Raw genomic sequence first — 18,169 nt, forward strand, 5'->3', positions numbered from 1 at the left:
CCGCTAACGCGTAGGTCGCAGCTTCACTGGCCATCGCTTCGCAGCATCAGCATGCCAAGTATCCTTTTCACCTAGACTGGTTCTGCAGCGGCTATCGGTGTGCAACGACATGGGGGGATGAATGAACGTTCCTCCTTTGGAGGTAACTCTTTCTATAACGATCGCCCACAGGTATAGCGCTGACCGTATGGGCTGTGTCATTGCAAGATCACCTGCTGTTTCCGCCACAGCAATTTCCAGTCCTTTTGCACTCAGGCTGGATCGATATTTGAATCTCGTTCAGATCATCATATTTTGATTTTTCTACTGAATAATTTCGAATTGATGTGCCATATTTGATTTCCATTTTTTCTTCTAGTAAAGGCGTTAGAAGCGATGTTATATTTTTAACCCTTTGATTGGAAATCTGGTTGAAATCGCGGTCTTCTTTGGTTATGTTTGAGAAGACGATGGCATATTTAATGCCCTCTTTTTCTCTCCAGTAGATGAACCATTTTGCAATCTTTGTTGCTTCTTCCTTTCCAAGCTCTGAGGTGTCTGGGCTGAATTTAATATAGTACTGCAAATCGGGAATGACGCACGAATAAGCAAGAGGTGAAAAAATATAGATCAATGAAGCTAATGTTGCTCTAAGAAATTTCATGATTTTTTGTGCTTGTAATAATTAAATATTGATTCCAAGAATATAGCCGGCTAGGCTATCTGCATTCATTCGTGCCTTTGGATGCTTCGCATGAAACAATGCGCTTTTGTTACTATAAAAATCATCGGTTGAACTGGCAACGTCATTGAAGTGGGTGACCTCATGAATTAAAGTCTGTAGCTGCGAGTCTTTCCCCGTAAAGATATTGGTGCCGAAAGTTACTCCCCGCTTAGGAATAGTGAAGAATTTCATATTGATGAGGATTCGATGCCTCTCGGTATCAATAGGGCAAACGGAGGCAATAGCACCTTCTTCGAACATACCCTGTCCGGGTAAACAGCCTGAGAGCTGCCTATTCTCTCCTGTGTCATAGTCAAAGTTATCAGGGGTTAGAGATTTCAAAACCCTCATTGTGGAGCCTAACCGTGGTAATAAATAGTCTCGAATTTCATCGTCTGAGCTGTTAAACCAAGTGAGCGTTCTTGCCTTTGCCTGCTCGTCCCACCGATGTAGTTCAGCTGTTCTAGTCTTTATATATGCCACAGCTTCATCACGATAATCCATCATGAGTTTGCCAAATGCTTCACTCCTCACGTTGTGGCAAATATCAGCGTAATCATTTTCGATTTGCTCTACAAGATCTGTTGTTTTTGTCATTTTTCTCATGACTGAGGGAGTCTGGGAAAATGAGCTTGGGAAAATATCTCCAGTCCAGCCCGTGGTTGGCGCTTGAAAATTTCCGAGGCTCGCTGAGAACTCGGGGCCTGGTGCTGAGTTGTTGGAAACATTGACGCCGATGGGTCCTGGTACTCTGAATAATGTCATTAAACTAATCTTCCTATCAAGGTGAGAAATTTGATAGAGATAGACGATACATAAGAGTGGCGAAGAGCGCTCGGTGATTTGCACCCGTTTACATTTGATATCTCTCCGCGTGCACAATACCTAGCGGCCCTGATCGCAGGTTCTGCGGCGCTTTTTTCCTAATTCTTCTGCCCTTCCGTGCCCACCACCCCCCACCATGGTTTCATCCTGACCCGCCATTGGCGGGACACGGCTGCGGGCACCGAGATGGAGTACTGGCTGGCGACCGATGCCGGGCCGCTCAAAGTGCTGCTGACGCGGCAGGTCTCGGTGGCGTTTGTCAAGGCGCGGCACCGGGTGGTGGTGCAGACGCAGCTGCTGGCCATGCCCGGTATGGAGCTGCGCGAGCTGGCCCTTAAAAATTTCCAGCAAGAGCCGGTGCTGGGGGTCTATGCCAAGCATTACCGGCAGTTGGGCAAGCTCGCACGCGGCTTGAAGCAGCTCGATGTATCGCTTTTGGAAGCCGATGTGCGCCCCCATGAGCGCTATTTGATGGAGCGCTTTATCACTGCGGGCGTGCAGGTTGAAGGCGGACAACTGCAAGGCAGCACCGTGGTGGACTGCAAGCTGTTGCCCGCGCCAGCCTACCGGCCTGCGCTCAAAGTCGTGTCGCTCGATATCGAAACCAGCCAGCACCAGGAGCTGTATTCGATTGCGCTCGATGGCGTGGGCGAGCGTGTGGTGTTCATGCTGGGCGATGCTCCGGCACCCGATGCGCGGGCGCCCGACGCACCGGCGCCCGCTGCACAGGCAGAGCAGGCTGAACCCAGCAGCGATTTCGGGCTGGTGTATTGCGCGAGCCGCAAGGCGATGATCGAGCAGCTCAACGACTGGTTTGCGCGCCATGACCCGGATGTCATCGTCGGCTGGAATGTGATCCAGTTTGACCTGCGGGTGCTGCAAAAGACCGCAGACGATTGTGCGACCCCGCTGCTGCTGGGGCGCGAGGGCCGGCCCATTGCCTGGCGCGCGCACCCGGGCAAGCAGGACTACTGGTTTGCGCCGATGCCAGGCCGCGCGGTGATCGATGGCATCGAGGCCTTACGGGCGGCGGTGTGGAGCTTTCCGTCATTCAGCCTGGAGAACGTGGCCCAGGCCTTGCTGGGCGAGGGCAAGGACATTGGCGACGAGTACGACAAGATGGCCGAGATCGAGCGTCGCTACCAAGAGGACAAGCCTGCGCTGGCGGCCTACAACATCCGCGACTGTGAGCTGGTGCTGCGCATTTTTGACAAGGCCCAGCTGCTGCAGTTTGCGATGGAGCGGGCGCATGCCACCGGCCTGCAGCTGGACCAGTTTGGCGGCTCGATTGCCGCGTTCAGCCACCACTACCTGCCGCGCATGCACCGCCAAGGTTATGTGGCGCCCAATGTGGGCGATGTGCGGGGCAAGTCCTCGCCCGGTGGCTATGTGCTCGATTCGCGGCCGGGCTTTTATGACTCGGTGGTGGTGCTCGATTACAAAAGCCTCTATCCGTCCATCATCCGCACCTACCTGGTCGACCCGGTGGGCCTGGCCGAAGGCCTGCATGCCAGCGATTCCGCATCGCTGATTCGCGGGCCGATGGACACGCGCTTTTCGCGCGACAAGCACTGCCTGCCCGAGATCGTCACCACGCTCTGGCGTGCGCGCGATGAGGCCAAGCGCACGAAGAACGAGCCGCTGTCGCAGGCGCTCAAGCTGGTGATGAACTCCTTTGCCGGGGTGCTGGGCGCGACGGAATGCCGCTTCTTCAACCCAGCGCTGATCTCGTCGATCACCCTGCGCGGCCATGAGATGGTCAAACGCACCAAGGCGCTGGTGCAGCAGCGCGGCTACGAGGTCATCTACGGGGATACGGATTCGATCTTTATCTGGCTGGGGCGTGCCCACAGCAACCAGGAGGCCCATGCGGTGGCCACGTCACTGGTCAGCGATATCAATGCCTGGTGGACGCAAGGCCTGCGCCAGGAACAGAACCTCGAGAGCTTTCTCGAGATCGAGTTCGACACGCATTACAAGAAGTTCTTCATGCCCACGATCCGGGGCTCGGACGTGGGCAGCAAAAAGCGCTATGCGGGCTTGAGTGTGGATGCCGAGGGCAAGGAGGCCATGGTCTACCGGGGCCTGGAGATGGCGCGCAGCGACTGGACACTGCTGGCGCGCCAGTTCCAGGAAGGGCTGCTCTCACGGGTTTTTCAAGGTGAGCCCTACCGTGACTTTGTCATCGACTATGCGCAGGCGACCCTGGCTGGCAGGAAGGATGACTTGCTGGTCTACCGCAAGCGCCTGCGCCACCGGCTCGATGCCTATGTGGCCAACCTGCCGCCGCAGGTGCGCGCTGCCCGCATGGCTGATGACTACAACCGGCGCCTGGGCCGCCCGCTGCAGTACCAGGGCGGTGGCTGGATTCGCTATGTGATGGGCAAGAGCGGGCCCGAGCCCCTGGAGGTGCGCCAGTCACCGATCGACTACGAGCACTACCTGAGCAAGCAGCTGCAGCCGATTGCCGATTCGATTTTGCAGCCGCTGGGGGAGGACTTCAACAGCCTCACCTCGCTGCAGCAGGAGCTGTTCTAACGGCCTGCTGCAGTGGCTGCTGGGAGCTGGGGCGGGCAGCGCAGGGCGGGCCTGCACTGCCGCGTTTGCGTGCCTGAGCGGCTCAGGGCTTGGCGCCCGACTGCGCCTGGAACTGCGCGTACAGCTCGTCCACCAGCTTGCGCAAGGCGCGGCCAATGGCGGCGTACTCGTACTCGTTGAGGTTGGCGAGCGATGCGCGGCCCGATGGCCGGTTGGAGCCAAAGCCCCGGCCCGGCAGCAGCACAATGCCGGTCTCGTCGGCAATGCGGAACAGCATGTCGCCGGTAGACGATTGCTTGACCGCCCAGTCGGAAAACGCCTGGCCATAGAGCCGGCAGGTCACGCTCTGCAGGTCGATCAGGGTGTAGTAGTTGACGGAGTTGGGGTTGTGCAGCGGCGGCATGCCCAGCTCCCGGTACAAGGTGGCTTCGCGGCGGCGGATCAATTGCTTGAGCGCCTGCTTGTAGGCATCGGCTTCATCGATCAGCGCAAACAGCGAGAACAGCACCATCTGCACCTGCTGCGGGGTGGACAGGCCGGCCGTATGGTTCAGCGCCACCACGCGGCTGTCGGCCACCAGGCGGTCGATGAACTTGAGCGAGCGCACATCGGGCAGCAGCGAGCGGTAGCGGTGGTCCAGCTCGACCTTGGCGCTCTCGGGCAGCTGGGCCAGGGCCTTGTCGAAGACATTCTCTTTGTGCGCGGCAATCACGCCCAGACGCCAGCCGGTGGCACCAAAGTACTTGGAGAAGGAGTAGACCAGCAAGGTGTTGTGCGGGCAGACCGAGAACAGCGACTGGAAGTCATCGGCAAAGGTGCCGTAGACATCGTCGGTCAGCACCATCAGATCGGGCCGGTGGTCGGCAATGATGGTCTTGATGCGCTCCAGACTGCGCTGGTCCATCTTGACCGAGGGCGGGTTGCTGGGGTTGACGCAGAAGAAGATCTTGACGGCCGGGTCGCGCAGCTTGTCCAGCTCCGCGTCAGAGTACTGCCAGCCATTGTCCGGATCGGCATGGATGGGCACCTCTTCCAGTGCGTACTGCGCCAGCTCGGGGATCTCGATATAGGGCGTGAACACCGGCATGCCGATGGCGACCTTGTCACCGGCCTTGAGCAGGCCGCTGATGCGCAGGCTCTCGAAGATATAGGCCATCGCGGCGGTGCCGCCTTCGACGGCAAACAGGTCGACCGACTCCACCGGCACGGCGCCGCCCGCCATCTCGCGCACGATGTACTGGCGCACGATCTTCTCGCTCACGCTCAGCATGCGCGGTGGCACCGGGTAGTTGCAGCCCAGGATGCCGTCCACCATCTCGTGCAGAAAGGCAGCCGGGTCCAGGCCCAGCTGGTCGCGCACATAGCTGAGCGACTTAGCCAGAAAGCGCACGCCTTCCTGGTCGCGGTGCTCGGCCGTGTAGCGCTCAAAGCGGTTTTCAATGCCTTCGATATTGGCCAGGCCGCCAATGCCTGCCGTCATGTACGAATACGACAGCTCGGACTCGGCCGCCGCAAACAGCCCCAGGCGAAAGAACGCGCGGCGTGGCGTGGTCGCCAGAAAGTTCGGGTTGCCGCGCCCGGCATTGAGCATCAGCCGATTGGCCTTGCCCGATGCCACCTTGATCAATTCATCCTTGAGCTCGAACGGGCTCAAATGGGCCAGACGCTGGTAGTCCTGAGACATGGTGCAACTCCTTGCAGTCGTTGATAAACGGGATAAATGAGAAGAGGGGGAGGCGGCGCAGCGCCGCCTGGGTATCCATAGAAAAGAGGGCGCAGCAGCGCCGCTCAGGCAAACGCGATGACCAGTGGGCCCAGCAATGTTAGAAACACATTGGCCAGCGCATAGGTGATCGCAAACGGCACCGTGGGGATGGCGTTGCCCGCCTTGTCCAGCACCTCGCCAAAGGCCGGGTTGGCGCTGCGCGCGCCCGACAGTGCCCCGGCAAAGATGGCGACGTTCTCATAGCGCAGCACATACTTGCCAAACAGCATCGCAATCAGCAGCGGCACGATGGTTACCACCATGCCCATCAGAAAGAGGCTCAGGCCTTGCTCCATCACCGTGCTCACCGCCTGCTGGCCCGACTGCAGGCCGACCATGGCCACAAAGCCGGCCAGGCCCAGGTCGCGCAGCAGGGTGGATGCCGCAGTCGGCATATTGCCCAAGGTGTGCTTGCGGCTGCGCCACCAGCCAAACAGCAGGCCCGCCAGCAAGGCGCCGCCGCCGCTGCCCAGGGTGATGGGGATGGAGCCGATGCGCAGCACCAGCAGGCCGATCAGCAGCCCGACCGTGATGCCCAGGCCGTGGAAGACAAAGTCCGTCTTGTCGCTGGGAATGAGGATGGGGCCCACCGACTGCGCGGCGTTCTGCACATCCTGGGGCGTGCCAAACAGGGTCACCACATCGCCGGGCACGATCAGGGTCCTGGGCGTGATCGGCAGCGGCGAGCCCGAGCGCGTCAGCGCCACCGCATAGACGCCATGCTTGAACTCAGGCGTGAGGCTGTCCAGAATGTCCTTGACGCTGCGGTTGAGGTACTGGCTGTTGGTGATGGATACATCGCGGCGCACCATGACCACGTCCATGTCTTCGGCGCTTTGCAGCTCATCACCGATGTTTGCGCCCAGCGCCACCACCGCAGCGCGCCGGCCCACCAGCAGCACAATGTCGCCCGCTTCCAGCACCAGCTGCGGGTCCACGCCGACCAGCGCATTCTTGCGGCGGATGCGCTCGATGGTGACCGAGCCTTGCGGGGTGCTGGCCTCCAGCTCGGCCACCGTGCGGCCTGACTGCTTAACCTTGAAAATGCGGCCCACCAGATCAGGCGCCGCAGGCGATTCGCCCGCGCCATAGACATGCACGCCCTTGAGCATTTCCTGCTCGGCCTGGATGGCGTCGTCATGGATCTTGCGGCCGGTGAGCCACTGCAGCACATTCACGCACAGCAAGATGGCGCCGAAGGAGCCAAAGATATAGGTCACCGCATAGCCGATGGCCACATTGGCCTGCATGCGCTGTACCTCGTCAGCCGCCAGGCCCAGCTTCTCAATGGCAGAGCCTGCCGTGCCGATGATGGCCGACTGCGTCATGCCGCCGGCGGCCAGCCCTGCAGCCAGCCCCTTGTCCAGGTGGAAGACCCGCGCCAGCACCACGACGGTGATGAGGCCCGAGATGGCGACCACGGCCGCCATCAGGATCTCCTTGATCGACTGCCGCCCCAGGGAGCGAAAGAACTGGGGCCCGCTCTCAAAACCCACGGCATAGATGAACAGCGCAAACAGCACCGCCTTGATGCCCGAGTCGATGGTCACCCCCACCTGGCTGATCAACACAGCCGCCAGCAGCGAGCCCGCCACGCCCCCCAGCTGGAACGAGCCAAACCGCAGCTTGCCGACCCCATAGCCAAGTGCCAGCGATGCAAACAGCGCTATCTCGGGCGCCTGGTGCAAGATACCTCTGAGCCAATCCATACGAGCCTTTCCAATCAAAAGAAGGCTGCGCTACCGCATTAAACCCATGTCGCGCGGTGTACAGCTTGTTAAGAATTGTTGTCATTGGGGCGCTGACCACGTTAACCGAGGTGGCCGAAATCTGCATGTAGGACGGGGCTGGCAAAACAGCCGGACCGCCAGGCATTGACCCATATCAAATGGTTGTTTTTTCAAAGGCTTAGCGCGCGGTATAGCGCTGTGCTGTCGATGTCTTTCGCTCCCAGCAGGCTGAGTGGGGCCGTAAGTGAGTGCCTCCCTCTGGCCCGGCGATGGCCGGTTTTCATCGCTGGGTTGCCGCGTTGAAGCCGGGTGACAGGCGCAGCGTCCGGCCCAAGTGCTGATGCGTTCTCACCACAGCTCTTTGGGTGTTTATAGATGTGGCAGATGGCCCCAGACAAGATTTGGTTAAAATTAAATAAGAATGATTCTTGTTTGAATGCGGCTGCCCAGGGCCTGCACAGAACCGGCTCTCCATGCCTTCCACCGCCCCCACGCCACACGGCGACATTGCTGCGCTCTACCTTGACCACCATGGCTGGCTGCAGGGCTGGCTGCGCCGCAAGCTCGGTCATGCGGGTGATGCAGCCGATCTGGCGCAGGACACCTTTGTGCGCCTCCTCGATGCGCCCGAGCACAGCGCGGAGAAACAAGGCGGCTGGCAGCTGCGCGAGCCGCGTGCCTACCTGACCCTGGTTGCCAAGCGCCTGGTTGCCAACCTGCACCGCCGCCGCTCGCTCGAGCAGGCCTACCTGGAAGCGCTGGCGCTGATGCCCGAGCTGCTGGCGCCATCGCCCGAGCACCAGGCCATCATTTTGGAAACCCTGCAGCAGCTCGAGGCCGTGCTCGATGGCCTGCCCGCGCCGGTGCGTGCGGCTTTCCTGCTGGCGCAGCTGGAAGGCATGGCCTATGCCGATATTGCCAGCCGCCTGCAATGCAGCGAGCGCACGGTCAAACGCTATATGGCCCAGGCGATGGCACGCTGCATCGTGCTGATGCCATGAGCACCTTGCATCCCGCCCCGGGCCAGGCAGCAGCGCCCGCAGCCAGCACCAGCCCGATCAGCGAGCAGGCCGCACTGCAGGCGGCCGAATGGTTTTTTCTGCTGCAGGCAGGCGATGCCAGCGCGCAGGACCGGGCACGCTGGCAGCAATGGCTGGCGGCCGATCCTGTGCATGCCGCGGCCTGGCACAAGGCCGAGCGCCTGGCAGGCCAGATGGCGCAGCTACCGCCGTCGCTGGCGATGGCCGCGCTGGACCGCCCCGCCGCCCGGCGCCGGCAAGCGATACGCGGCCTCGCTGCCTTGCTGGTGGCCGCCCCCCTGGGCTGGATGGCCTGGCGCCAGAGCGAGCAAGCGGGCTGGCTGGCCGATTACCGCACCGCCACCGGTGAGCAGCGTGCCCTGGTGCTGGCCGATGGCAGCCAGCTCCAGCTCGATACCGCCACCGCCATCGATGTGCGCTTTGACAACGCGTTGCGCCTGATCCGGGTGCAGCAGGGCGCCATCCATGTACAGACTGCTGCCGACCCAGTCGTGCCGGCGCGCCCGCTGGTCGTGGCCATCCCCCAGGGGCGGCTGCGTGCGCTGGGCACGCGCTTTACCGTGCGGGTGCAAGGCGATGCGACAGCGGTGGCGGTGCTCGAAGGCGCTGTGGAGATGCGGCCCGCGCAAGCTGGCAGCAGCGCTGTGGTACTGCATGCCGGTCAGCAGGCGCAGCTGCATGCAGATGGTGCCTCAGCCATCGAGGCCGTGGCGCCACAGGCAGACAGCTGGACCCGGGGTGTGCTGCATGTGCGCAATATGCGGCTGGCCGATTTTGCTGCCGAGCTGGGCCGCTACCGCAGCGGTCTGCTGCGCTGCGATCCGGCGGTGGCCGAGCTGCGGCTGTCGGGCAGTTTTCAGCTGCGCGATACCACGCCGGTGCTGGACAGCCTGCCCGATCTGCTGCCGGTGCAGGTCGTCTACCGCAGCCGCTACTGGGTCACCTTGGTGCCTGCTGACGCGTCCTGATCTCGCCCTTGTTTTTCTTTTTCCAATATTTCTGCTCCCAGCTGTCCCTTTTCCGGATTTGGCGTGTGAAGCCTTGAGAGACCTTCATTGACACTATCCGGAGTACGCCGACATGGGTTCCGCTTTTACCTGTTCCAAACAATCCGCCACGCCCGCCTTGCTGCGCCGGCCCCTCAGTGCAGCCGTGCGCAGCGCGCTGCTGGCCATGGCCTGCAGCGCCAGCCTGGGCCATGCCCAGCAGCCGCCATCTACCCCCGACAACCCTACCAGCGCAGCCAGCAGCCAGGCCGCTGACCTGCGCAGCTACCAGATTGCGGCGGGGCCGCTGGACGAAGCGCTGGCGCGCTTTGCCGAGCAAGCCGGTATCAGCATCAGCATGCCGCCACAGCTGCTGGCGGGCAAGCAGTCGCCCGGCCTGCAAGGGCGCCATGCGGTGGATGCAGGCCTGGCCCGCCTCTTGACCGGCACGGGCCTGGAGCCGGTAGCGGCGCGCGCAGCCGGTGTCTATACCTTGCGTGTTGCACCGGCGCCCGCCGCAGCTACGGCCCGACCCGCCGATGGCACGGACAGAGCGCTGACCCTGCCCGAAGTCAAGGTCAGCGCGCCGCTTGACCGCAGCGGCGCCACCGAAGGCACGGGCAGCTACACCACGCAGCAGATGCGCACCGCCACGCCGCTGGCCCTGTCGCCGCGCGAGACGCCGCAGTCCGTGTCCGTCATCACCAGCCAGCAGATCGAAGACCGGGGCCTGGTATCGCTGGCCGACATTGCACAGGCGGCGCCGGGCCTGTCGGTGGTCAAGTGGGGCGGCGAGCGCTACCGCTTTTCGTCGCGCGGCTTTGAGATCAACAACCTGCTGGTCGATGGCCTGCCGATTGAGTATGAGGAGGCGGCGCTGTCCACCGGCGCGCTGTCCATGTATGACCGGGCCGAGATCATGCGCGGCGCAGCCGGTTTGACCGAGGGCGCGGGCACGCCGGGCGGCTCGATCAACCTGGTGCGCAAGCGCCCGGGCCGCAGCTTGGAGGGCAATGTCACCGCCAGCGCTGGCAGCTGGAACAACTACACGGCCTCGCTCGATGTGGGCGGCCCCTTGAACGAGGCAGGCACTTTGCGCGGCCGCACCGTGGTCAGCCGCCAGGACAAGGGCTCCTTCATCGACGACACCAAGAACAAGCGCAGTCTCGTCTATGGCATTGTCGAAGCCGACCTGACGGCCTCCACCACCTTGACCGTGGGCGGCTCCTTCAGCGACGAAGACAACCCCGGCGTGGACTGGAACGGCCTGGGCACCAACCCCGACGGCAGCTTTTTGCCGCTGTCGCGCTCGACCCGCATGAGCCCCAGCTGGTCCTTCTGGGACAAGCGCAGCAAGACGGTGTTTGCCGATCTGGAGCACCGCCTGGAAAATGGCTGGAAGGCGCGCTTGGCCGCCTCGGCCATCAACAGCGAGATGCACATGCTGGGCACCTACCTGCGCACGCCGGTACTGGACAGCAATGGCCAGACCCAGTTCGGTCTGGGTGGTGGTGGCTATGACTACGACCGCACCCAGCGCAGCATCGATGCCCAGCTCTCGGGCCAGTTCAATGCCTGGGGCCGCGCGCATGACCTGGTCCTGGGCGCCAGCCACCGCCGCAGCCGCTGGAACGATGTGGGCGGCGGCGCCACGATCAATGGCAACTTCACGCTGGGCACGTTCAACCCGCTCAGCTGGGACCCGGGCAGCATTCCCAAGCCGACGATTGGCGAGTTTGGCCTGTGGGCGCGCAAAGCCGAGATGGACCAGACCAGCCTCTACGGCATGAACCGCCTGGCGCTGGGCGATGCCACCAAGCTGATTCTGGGTGCACGTCTGGACTGGTTCGAGCGCGACCAGGCACAGTACGACGGCGATACGCCCTATGGCGTCACGCACGACAAGGCAACGCGCAAGTTCACGCCCTATGCAGGCCTGGTCTACACGCTCAATGACCAGTACTCGGTCTACGCCAGTGGCACACGCATCTTCAACCCGCAAAGCTACGAAAGCGCCGATGGCGGCAGCCTGCCGCCGCAGACCGGCACCAACTTCGAGCTGGGCATCAAGGGCGAATACCTGGACGGCAAGCTCAATGCCAGCGCTGCGATCTTCCAGATCGATCTGGACAACCTGCCCGATGCCTTGCCGGCATCGGCCTGTGGAGGTCGCGCCACCAGCTGCTACCAGTCTGCCGGCAAAGTGCGCAGCCGTGGTGTGGAGCTGGAGCTGAGCGGCGAGCTGCAACCCGGCTGGCAGGTGGCCGCCAGCTACACCTATGCCTCGGCCAAGCGGCGCAGCCCGGCATCGGCCTATGACCCGGCCGGCACTTACACCATGGGCGAGCGCTATGCCTCCAATATTCCGCGAACCCTCGTCAAGCTGGCCACCAACTACCGCCTGCCAGGCGACTGGCAGCGCTGGAGCGTGGGCGGATCGCTGGAGGTGCAAAGCAAGACCGACAGCCCCTGGAGCGTGCACCAGGGCGGCTTTGCCATCGCCGGCCTGCGCCTGGGCTACACCGTCAACCGCCAGCTGGATCTGAACCTGAACATCAACAACCTGTTCGACCGCTACTACTACAGCTCCATCGGCGCAGACAACGGCCCCAACTTCTTTGGCGATCCGCGCAATGTGATGCTGACGGCGCGGTACCGGTTTTAAAGCAAAAAAGGACCGGCCCGAGGTCTCGGGTGGGTCCCTTAGAACGCGGGGGAAGGCTCAGGCCACCGCCGCCTGCTTGCCCGCACCACGGTAGCGCTCCAGCCAGTGCGCGTAAGGGGCGGGCAGAACCCAGTCCGGCCGGGCTGCCTTGAGCTGCTGGGCGAGGGTGTAGGGGTAGTGCGGGTTGGCCAGCATCGAGCGGCCCATCATTACCAGCGCCATCTGGCCTTCGGCGACGACGCGCTCGGCCAGCTCGGGGTCGTCAATGCCCCAGCTCGATGCCACGGGCAGGCCGGCTTCGCGGCTGACGCGCTGGGCAATCGGGGCCAGGAAGGCGGGCTCGCCCCAGGGGATTTGCACGCCGGGGATGACAAAGTTCACGCTGACATTGAGCAGGTCCAGCCCCCCTTCGCGCATGCGGCGCACCAGCTCGATGGATTCGGCCAGGGTTTCCTCATCGCGGCCATCGTATTCAATGACGCCAAAGCGGGCGGTCAGTGGCAGGTTCTCGGGCCAGACTTCGCGCACGGCGGCCAGGGTTTCCAGCGCAAAGCGGGCGCGGTTGTCAAAGCTGCCGCCATAGGCGTCCTGGCGCTGGTTGGAGTGGGCCGAGAAAAAGCTCTGGGCCAGGTAGCCATGGGCAAAGTGCAGCTCCAGCCACTTGAAGCCGGCAGCCAGCGCGCGGCGGGCGGCGGCGACAAAGTCGGCCTTCACGCGTTCGATATCGGTCAGGGTCATCTCACGGGGCACGCGGCCCAGGTCGCCACCAAAGGCGATGGCCGAGGGTGCAATGGTTTGCCAGGCGCGCGGGTCGCTCTCGGGGATATGGTCGTCGCCTTCCCAAGGGCTGTTGGCGCTGGCCTTGCGGCCGGCGTGCGCGATCTGGATGCCGGGCACGGCGCCTGCGGCCTCGATACCAGCGGCAATGCGCGCCAGGCCGGGCACATGGGCGTCATCCCAGAGGCCCAGGCAGGCAGGGCTGATGCGGCCATCGGCCGATACGCCGGTGGCTTCAACAATCACCAGGCCCGCGCCGCCCCGGGCGATCGAGGGGTAGTGCACCTGGTGCCATTCGTTGGTAAAGCCATCAGTGGCGCTGTACTGGCACATCGGGGGCACGGCAATGCGGTTGCGCAGGGTGACGTCTTTGAGGGTAAAGGGGGTAAACAGGGCTGACATGGCAATGCTTGGGCTGAGGAAAAAAGAAGGGATGGAGCGGCCGCTGGACCTGCCGCCCGCAGATCGCTTTCACATCTGCAAGGCGGGAGGTCGCCAGCCCAAACAGGGGCTGCTCCGGCTGTCCATCGCCTGCAATTGAGGTGCTGCAGCCATAAATCAAATGCTGGTTTTTTATGGCGGCCATATGCCTGGCTGATATCAGGCGTGCCCCTGGCATGCATCGCAAAACAGATGGCTATGGCCGGTCTTGTCACGATGCTGTCAAATAAACACCTTAGGGTGGCGGCCTAGCATTTTGTTACCAGTCCCCCTGTTTATGCACCGTCTACTCTTGCCGACTGCCACGCTGGCGCTTGTCGCAGCTACCGCTTCTCCCGTCCATGCCCAACCAACAACCGCTTCGCTGGTGGTGGAGTTTGTGGCCATCCTGGCCCCAGGCGCTGCCGCAGCCGTGCCCGTGCCACTGGGCCCGCTGGCCGTGTTGTTGAGCGTGCTGGCCATTGGCTTGGTGCTGCTGCTGGGCAAGCGCAAAGGCGCAGGCCATTGGTTGAGCCTCCCGGTGTTGGCGATGCTTGCCGTGGTGGGCTTCAGCCAGGCAGACAGCACGCAGGCCGAAGCAGTGCAGCGCACGCTGAACCTGCAAACCAGCCCGGCCAAAATCAGTCTGGACCGGGACTTCAGCGAGCGGGTATTGGTGCGCAACACCACCCAGCAGCCAGTGCGCCTGCAGGGTTTGAGCATCCAAAACGGCAATGCCAGCACGCGTCTGTTTTCCTCCAGCGATGACAGCCAGGTGCCCGCCTGCCGCAACGACCTGAGCTTGGCGGCAGGCCAGTCTTGTGCGATTGACGTGGTGGTGTCCGACAACTTTACCCGCCAAACGGGCGAGGTGATGGCCGTCCAACTGCGGGACCTGCATCCCACCCAGCCATCGGTGGGCTATGACCAGATTTACTACCATCTGGCGCGCAAGCAACCAAATCTGGCACGCTTTGCGGCTGGCTCCACCAACTTCAAAGACCAAACGGAAGCCACCGAGCTCAAGCGCGCCAAAGACTACTGCGAAGACACGGGCCGGGGCAGCGCCAGCGACTATCGGGTAGGCCAGGTCTCGCTGATCAAGGGCACAGGTTTCAAATGCACGGTAGCCGATAGCGATGTCAGCCCCGATGGCCTCAAAACCGTGGTGGTGGGCCCCAATGGCCAGCTGTACCTGACCGATGGCCACCACACCTTCACGACCCTGTGGGAATTGGCCGATGGCGGCCCAGACCTGACGGTGTATGTACGCGTCGCAGGCAATTTCAGCGATACGCCAGACCTCACGAGCTTCTGGCAAAAAATGCAGGCCAACAAGTTCGTCTGGCTGTTCGATAAGGCCGGTAAGGCCATCACGCCAGAACAATTGCCCAGCACCTTGGGCCTGGGCGCACTGGCGGACGACCCTTATCGCTCCTTGGTCTACCTCACCCGCGATATGGGCTACAGCAATGCCCAGGTGCAGGAATTTGCCGAGTTCTACTGGGGTCTGTGGCTGCGCGAAGCAGCGTCCGGCCAAGCTGCCATCGACCTGAGCAAGTACAACCTGAAGGACCTCAACGCTGCCGAAGTCAATGTCCAAAGCGGCGTTGAAACAGCGGGCGCAGGCAGCACCGTCAGCTATGTCGCCGCTGTACGCGATGCGGCTTTCAAAATGCGCAGCGCCACGCCGGGGACGGAGATTTTTCCTGGCGTGACCAATACCGCCATGGGCCAGCTCACACCCAGCACAAGCCCCTTGAAGACAAAGGACTGGAACGACACGCTGGAAAAGGAAGTTTGGCGCAGTGACGCCAAAAAATCCGGCGACTACCGCAACGGCGGCAAGGCCTGGTATGCCGTAGGCTGGCGCAGCTGCCAAGGCGCTCCAGCGCAGCAGCCTGCATGCTGGGACAACTACATCCAGTCGCCGCCCTGGGTAGCGCAATAAGCGTGGCCAGCACCTAAGCCCGTGGAGCGCCGCAACCTTGGGGTAGGGCGCTCATGTGGCAATTCTGAGGGCCCCTTATGGGGCCCTTTCCTATGCCTGGGTCGCAGAAAACAGCAGCTCGCGCAGCCAGCGCTGCGCCGGGTTGTGGTGGCTGCGCTCATGCCAGACGGCCAGCTTGCTAAAACCTGGCACCTCCACGGGCGGCTTGCAGACCGACAAGCCCTCCATGCCAGCGACCAGGCGGCTGGGCAGCACGGCGACCAGGTCGCTGGAGCGCAGGATATCGGGCAGCACCACAAAGCATTTGAGCGACAAGGTGACCTCGCGGCGCTGGCCCAGCTTCTCCAGCGCCTCGTCCACCACGCCGTGGAAGCCGCCGCCTTCGTACGACACCAGCGCATGGTCCAGCGCGCAGAACTGCTTGACGCTGAGCTTGCGGCCCGCAGCCGGGTGGCCTGCGCGCATCACGCAGACATAGTGCTCCTGGAACAGCTCGCGCGCATGCATGTCCTGGGGGGTATTGTCACCCGTCAAAAACGCCAGGTCGATATCGCCGCGCTCGAGCTGGCCCTGCACCAGGCGCGGCTCCAGCGGGATCAGCGAGACGCGAATGCTGGGCGCCTGGCGCTTCAAGGCTGCCAGAAAGGGCACGGCAATGGCGCGCAGCGCATAGTCGGTGGCAGCGATGCGGAAGGTGAGCCGGGCGGAGCTGGGGTCAAACACCGGTGGCTGCAGCAATGCATCGATCTCGCACAGCATCTGCTTGACCGGCAGGGCCAGATCCAGCGCGCGCTGCGTGGGCACCATGCCGCGCTGGACGCGCGCAAACAAGGGGTCGGCAAAGCTCTCGCGCAGGCGCTGCAGCATGCCGCTCATCGCCGGCTGGGTCAGCCCCAGCCTGCCGGCCGCACGGGTCACGCTGCGCTCATCGAGCAGTGCGTCCAGCGCCTTGAGCAGGTTGAGGTCCATCTTCTTGATATCTCGCATGCTTATCGAAGTTTACATATAGCTAAATTTGGCTGATATTGTCGCGCTCCTCGCTTTCCGGCGTGGCCATGCGGGTTTGGGCAATGGCCGTATGGGAAGAGGGTGGCCGTGGTGCGGAGGCCAAAGGGGTCAAATACCGCTGGTTACAATGCGATTAATTCCTATTTGCATTGTCTATGGGCATGCCTGCATGCCCCCAGCCCTATGACCAGCGCCGAACCCCCTGTGCATTCAGAAGTTGCCACGCTCTATGCCGACCACCATGGCTGGCTGCAGGGCTGGTTGCGCCGCAAGCTGGGCGATGTGCACCAGGCGGCCGATCTGGCGCAGGACACCTTCATGCGCTTGCTCACGCGCGAGGAGCCGGTGCAGGCGCGCGAGCCCCGGGCGTTTTTGACAACGGTGGCCCAGCGCGTGCTGGCCAACCACTACCGCCGCCAGCAGCTCGAACGCGCCTACCTGGAGGCGCTGGCCCAGGTGCCGCAGGCCACGGCCATCTCGCCCGAAGAGCGGGCGCTGCTCTTGGAGGCGCTCGACGAGATCGACCGCCTGCTCGATGGCCTGCCGGTCCCCGTGCGCCGGGCGTTCTTGATGGCCCAGCTCGATGGCATGAAGCAGGCCGAGATTGCACAGGCGCTGGGCGTGTCGATCACCACCGTCAAGCGCTACCTGCTGCAGGCGGGCATGCGTTGCTTTTTTGCGGTGGCGACATGACGGGCCCCGGCGCCTTGGCCATACCGCCCGAGGTAGCGCGTAGCGCGGTGGAGTGGTGGCTGCAGCAGCAAGAGGGCGCGCTGAGCGAGGGCCAGCACCAGGCCTGGCTGGCCTGGCGCGATGCCGACCCCTTGCATGAAAAAGCCTGGCAACAGCTGGCCCAGGTCAGCGGCAAACTCAGCGCACTGGCGGCGCCTGGCAGCAGCGGCGCGGCCGAGGTGGCGCGGGCGGCCTTGGCGCCCCGGGGCTCTGCCCGCCGCCGCCAGGTGGTGCAGACCTTGGCGTTGCTGGTGTTTGGTGCGGGCCTTGTCTGGCAGGCCGAGCAGCAGCTGCCTTGGCGGCGCTGGAGCGCCGATGTGCGCACGGCCCGTGCCGAGCGCAAGCGCATGCGTCTGGAAGACGGCACCCAAATCGTGCTGAACGGCGCAACGGCCTTGAACATCGACTACAGCGCAGGCCTGCGCCGCCTGCAGCTGCTGGAGGGCGAGGTGCTGATCACCACGGCAGCCGATCACCAACAACCTGCGCGCGACTTTGTCGTGCAGACACGCGAAGGACTGGCGCAGGCCTTGGGCACCCGCTTTTCGCTGCGCAGCCTGGCGGGTGGGGGCAGCCTGGTCAGCGTGTTTGATGGCGCCGTGCGGCTGACCCCCGCCCACAGTGCCGGGGCCGGTCCCGTGCTGCAAGCCGGCTTTAGCGCCGTGCTGCAAGCCGCGTCGGTATCTACGCCGCAAGCGGTGGTTGAAGACAGCCTGGCCTGGACCGACGGCATGCTGGTCGCACGCGGCATGCCGCTGGCCGACATGCTGGCGGCGCTGCAGCCCTATAGCGTGGAGCGCCTGGTCTGCGACCCGGCGGTGGCGGCGCTGCGCATGTCGGGCAGCTACCCGCTGGCCGATGTGGCACGGGTGTTGGCCACGCTTGACGCCCTGCCGGGCCTGCGGGTGCGCAGCCTGGTGCGCTGGTGGGGCCAGCGCGAGGTGGTGGTGGAGAGGGCTGGCTGAGACAGATCGAAGGCAGGGCAAAGAATTTTGAAGAATTTTTTGGCCACCCTGGTCTGTTTTAGGT

The 18,169-nt window shown here is 63.1% G+C and carries 13 protein-coding genes; 7 read left to right on the top strand and 6 right to left on the bottom strand.

Translation table 11 applies throughout. The features are described 5' to 3' along the window. Positions 1–208: 208 nt before the first annotated feature. Complete coding sequence (locus WH303_RS20000) at positions 209–643, bottom strand: hypothetical protein (RefSeq protein WP_339520624.1); 435 nt, start codon at positions 641–643, stop codon at positions 209–211. Between the two features lie 21 nt (positions 644–664). Next, positions 665–1,552: a M35 family metallo-endopeptidase gene (locus WH303_RS20005; RefSeq protein ID WP_339520625.1), complete on the bottom strand. Its 888-nt coding sequence runs from the start codon at positions 1,550–1,552 to the stop codon at positions 665–667. A 93-nt stretch (positions 1,553–1,645) separates the two neighbouring features. Between WH303_RS20005 and WH303_RS20010 the strand changes: the two genes are divergently transcribed. Next, positions 1,646–4,066 carry a DNA polymerase II gene (locus WH303_RS20010; RefSeq protein WP_339520627.1) on the top strand — a complete coding sequence of 807 codons (2,421 nt, stop codon included), beginning with the start codon at positions 1,646–1,648 and terminating at the stop codon, positions 4,064–4,066. An 82-nt stretch (positions 4,067–4,148) separates the two neighbouring features. Here WH303_RS20010 and WH303_RS20015 read toward each other — a convergent pair whose 3' ends face one another. Together WH303_RS20015 and aspT are read right to left on the bottom strand one after the other, a co-directional pair. After that, positions 4,149–5,750 carry a bifunctional aspartate transaminase/aspartate 4-decarboxylase gene (locus tag WH303_RS20015; RefSeq protein WP_021025151.1) on the bottom strand — a complete coding sequence of 534 codons (1,602 nt, stop codon included), beginning with the start codon at positions 5,748–5,750 and terminating at the stop codon, positions 4,149–4,151. Between the two features lie 104 nt (positions 5,751–5,854). Beyond that, entirely contained in the window at positions 5,855–7,540 is a 1,686-nt protein-coding gene (aspT, locus tag WH303_RS20020) for an aspartate-alanine antiporter (RefSeq protein ID WP_339520628.1), read from the bottom strand. 494 nt (positions 7,541–8,034) lie between these two features. Between aspT and WH303_RS20025 the strand changes: the two genes are divergently transcribed. From WH303_RS20025 to WH303_RS20035, 3 genes are all read left to right on the top strand, one after another. Beyond that, positions 8,035–8,562: a sigma-70 family RNA polymerase sigma factor gene (locus tag WH303_RS20025; RefSeq protein ID WP_339520630.1), complete on the top strand. Its 528-nt coding sequence runs from the start codon at positions 8,035–8,037 to the stop codon at positions 8,560–8,562. Then, the gene (locus tag WH303_RS20030) at positions 8,559–9,569 is read left to right on the top strand and encodes a FecR domain-containing protein (protein WP_339520632.1); all 1,011 of its coding nucleotides are present in this window, start codon (positions 8,559–8,561) and stop codon (positions 9,567–9,569) included. The genes WH303_RS20025 and WH303_RS20030 overlap by 4 nt, the downstream gene beginning before the upstream one ends. 112 nt (positions 9,570–9,681) lie before the next feature. After that, positions 9,682–12,252: a TonB-dependent siderophore receptor gene (locus WH303_RS20035; protein WP_339520634.1), complete on the top strand. Its 2,571-nt coding sequence runs from the start codon at positions 9,682–9,684 to the stop codon at positions 12,250–12,252. Positions 12,253–12,309: 57 nt separating this feature from the next. Here the strand turns inward: WH303_RS20035 and WH303_RS20040 are convergent, their stop codons facing one another. Beyond that, positions 12,310–13,431 (bottom strand): NADH:flavin oxidoreductase/NADH oxidase, encoded by a 1,122-nt coding sequence (locus WH303_RS20040; RefSeq protein ID WP_339520636.1) that lies wholly within the window; start codon positions 13,429–13,431, stop codon positions 12,310–12,312. A 316-nt stretch (positions 13,432–13,747) separates the two neighbouring features. Here WH303_RS20040 and WH303_RS20045 point away from each other — a divergent pair, with 316 nt between their 5' ends. Then, positions 13,748–15,400, top strand: coding sequence for a ParB/Srx family N-terminal domain-containing protein (locus WH303_RS20045; protein ID WP_339520638.1), 1,653 nt, complete (start codon positions 13,748–13,750; stop codon positions 15,398–15,400). A 90-nt stretch (positions 15,401–15,490) separates the two neighbouring features. Here the strand turns inward: WH303_RS20045 and WH303_RS20050 are convergent, their stop codons facing one another. Continuing rightward, positions 15,491–16,387, bottom strand: a complete 897-nt coding sequence (locus WH303_RS20050) for a LysR family transcriptional regulator (protein WP_339520639.1) — start codon at positions 16,385–16,387, stop codon at positions 15,491–15,493. Between the two features lie 204 nt (positions 16,388–16,591). On the opposite strand from WH303_RS20050, the gene WH303_RS20055 reads away from it, so the two are divergent. Both WH303_RS20055 and WH303_RS20060 read left to right on the top strand, forming a co-directional pair. Next, a complete protein-coding gene (locus WH303_RS20055; RefSeq protein WP_339520640.1) occupies positions 16,592–17,101 on the top strand; it encodes a sigma-70 family RNA polymerase sigma factor in 510 nt (169 codons plus the stop codon). Continuing rightward, positions 17,098–18,105 carry a FecR domain-containing protein gene (locus WH303_RS20060; protein WP_339520642.1) on the top strand — a complete coding sequence of 336 codons (1,008 nt, stop codon included), beginning with the start codon at positions 17,098–17,100 and terminating at the stop codon, positions 18,103–18,105. Before WH303_RS20055 ends, WH303_RS20060 begins: the two co-directional genes overlap by 4 nt. The last annotated feature ends 64 nt before the right edge of the window (positions 18,106–18,169 follow it).

The sequence above is a fragment of the Comamonas sp. MYb69 genome, from assembly GCF_037479315.1.
Taxonomy (GTDB): domain Bacteria; phylum Pseudomonadota; class Gammaproteobacteria; order Burkholderiales; family Burkholderiaceae_C; genus Comamonas.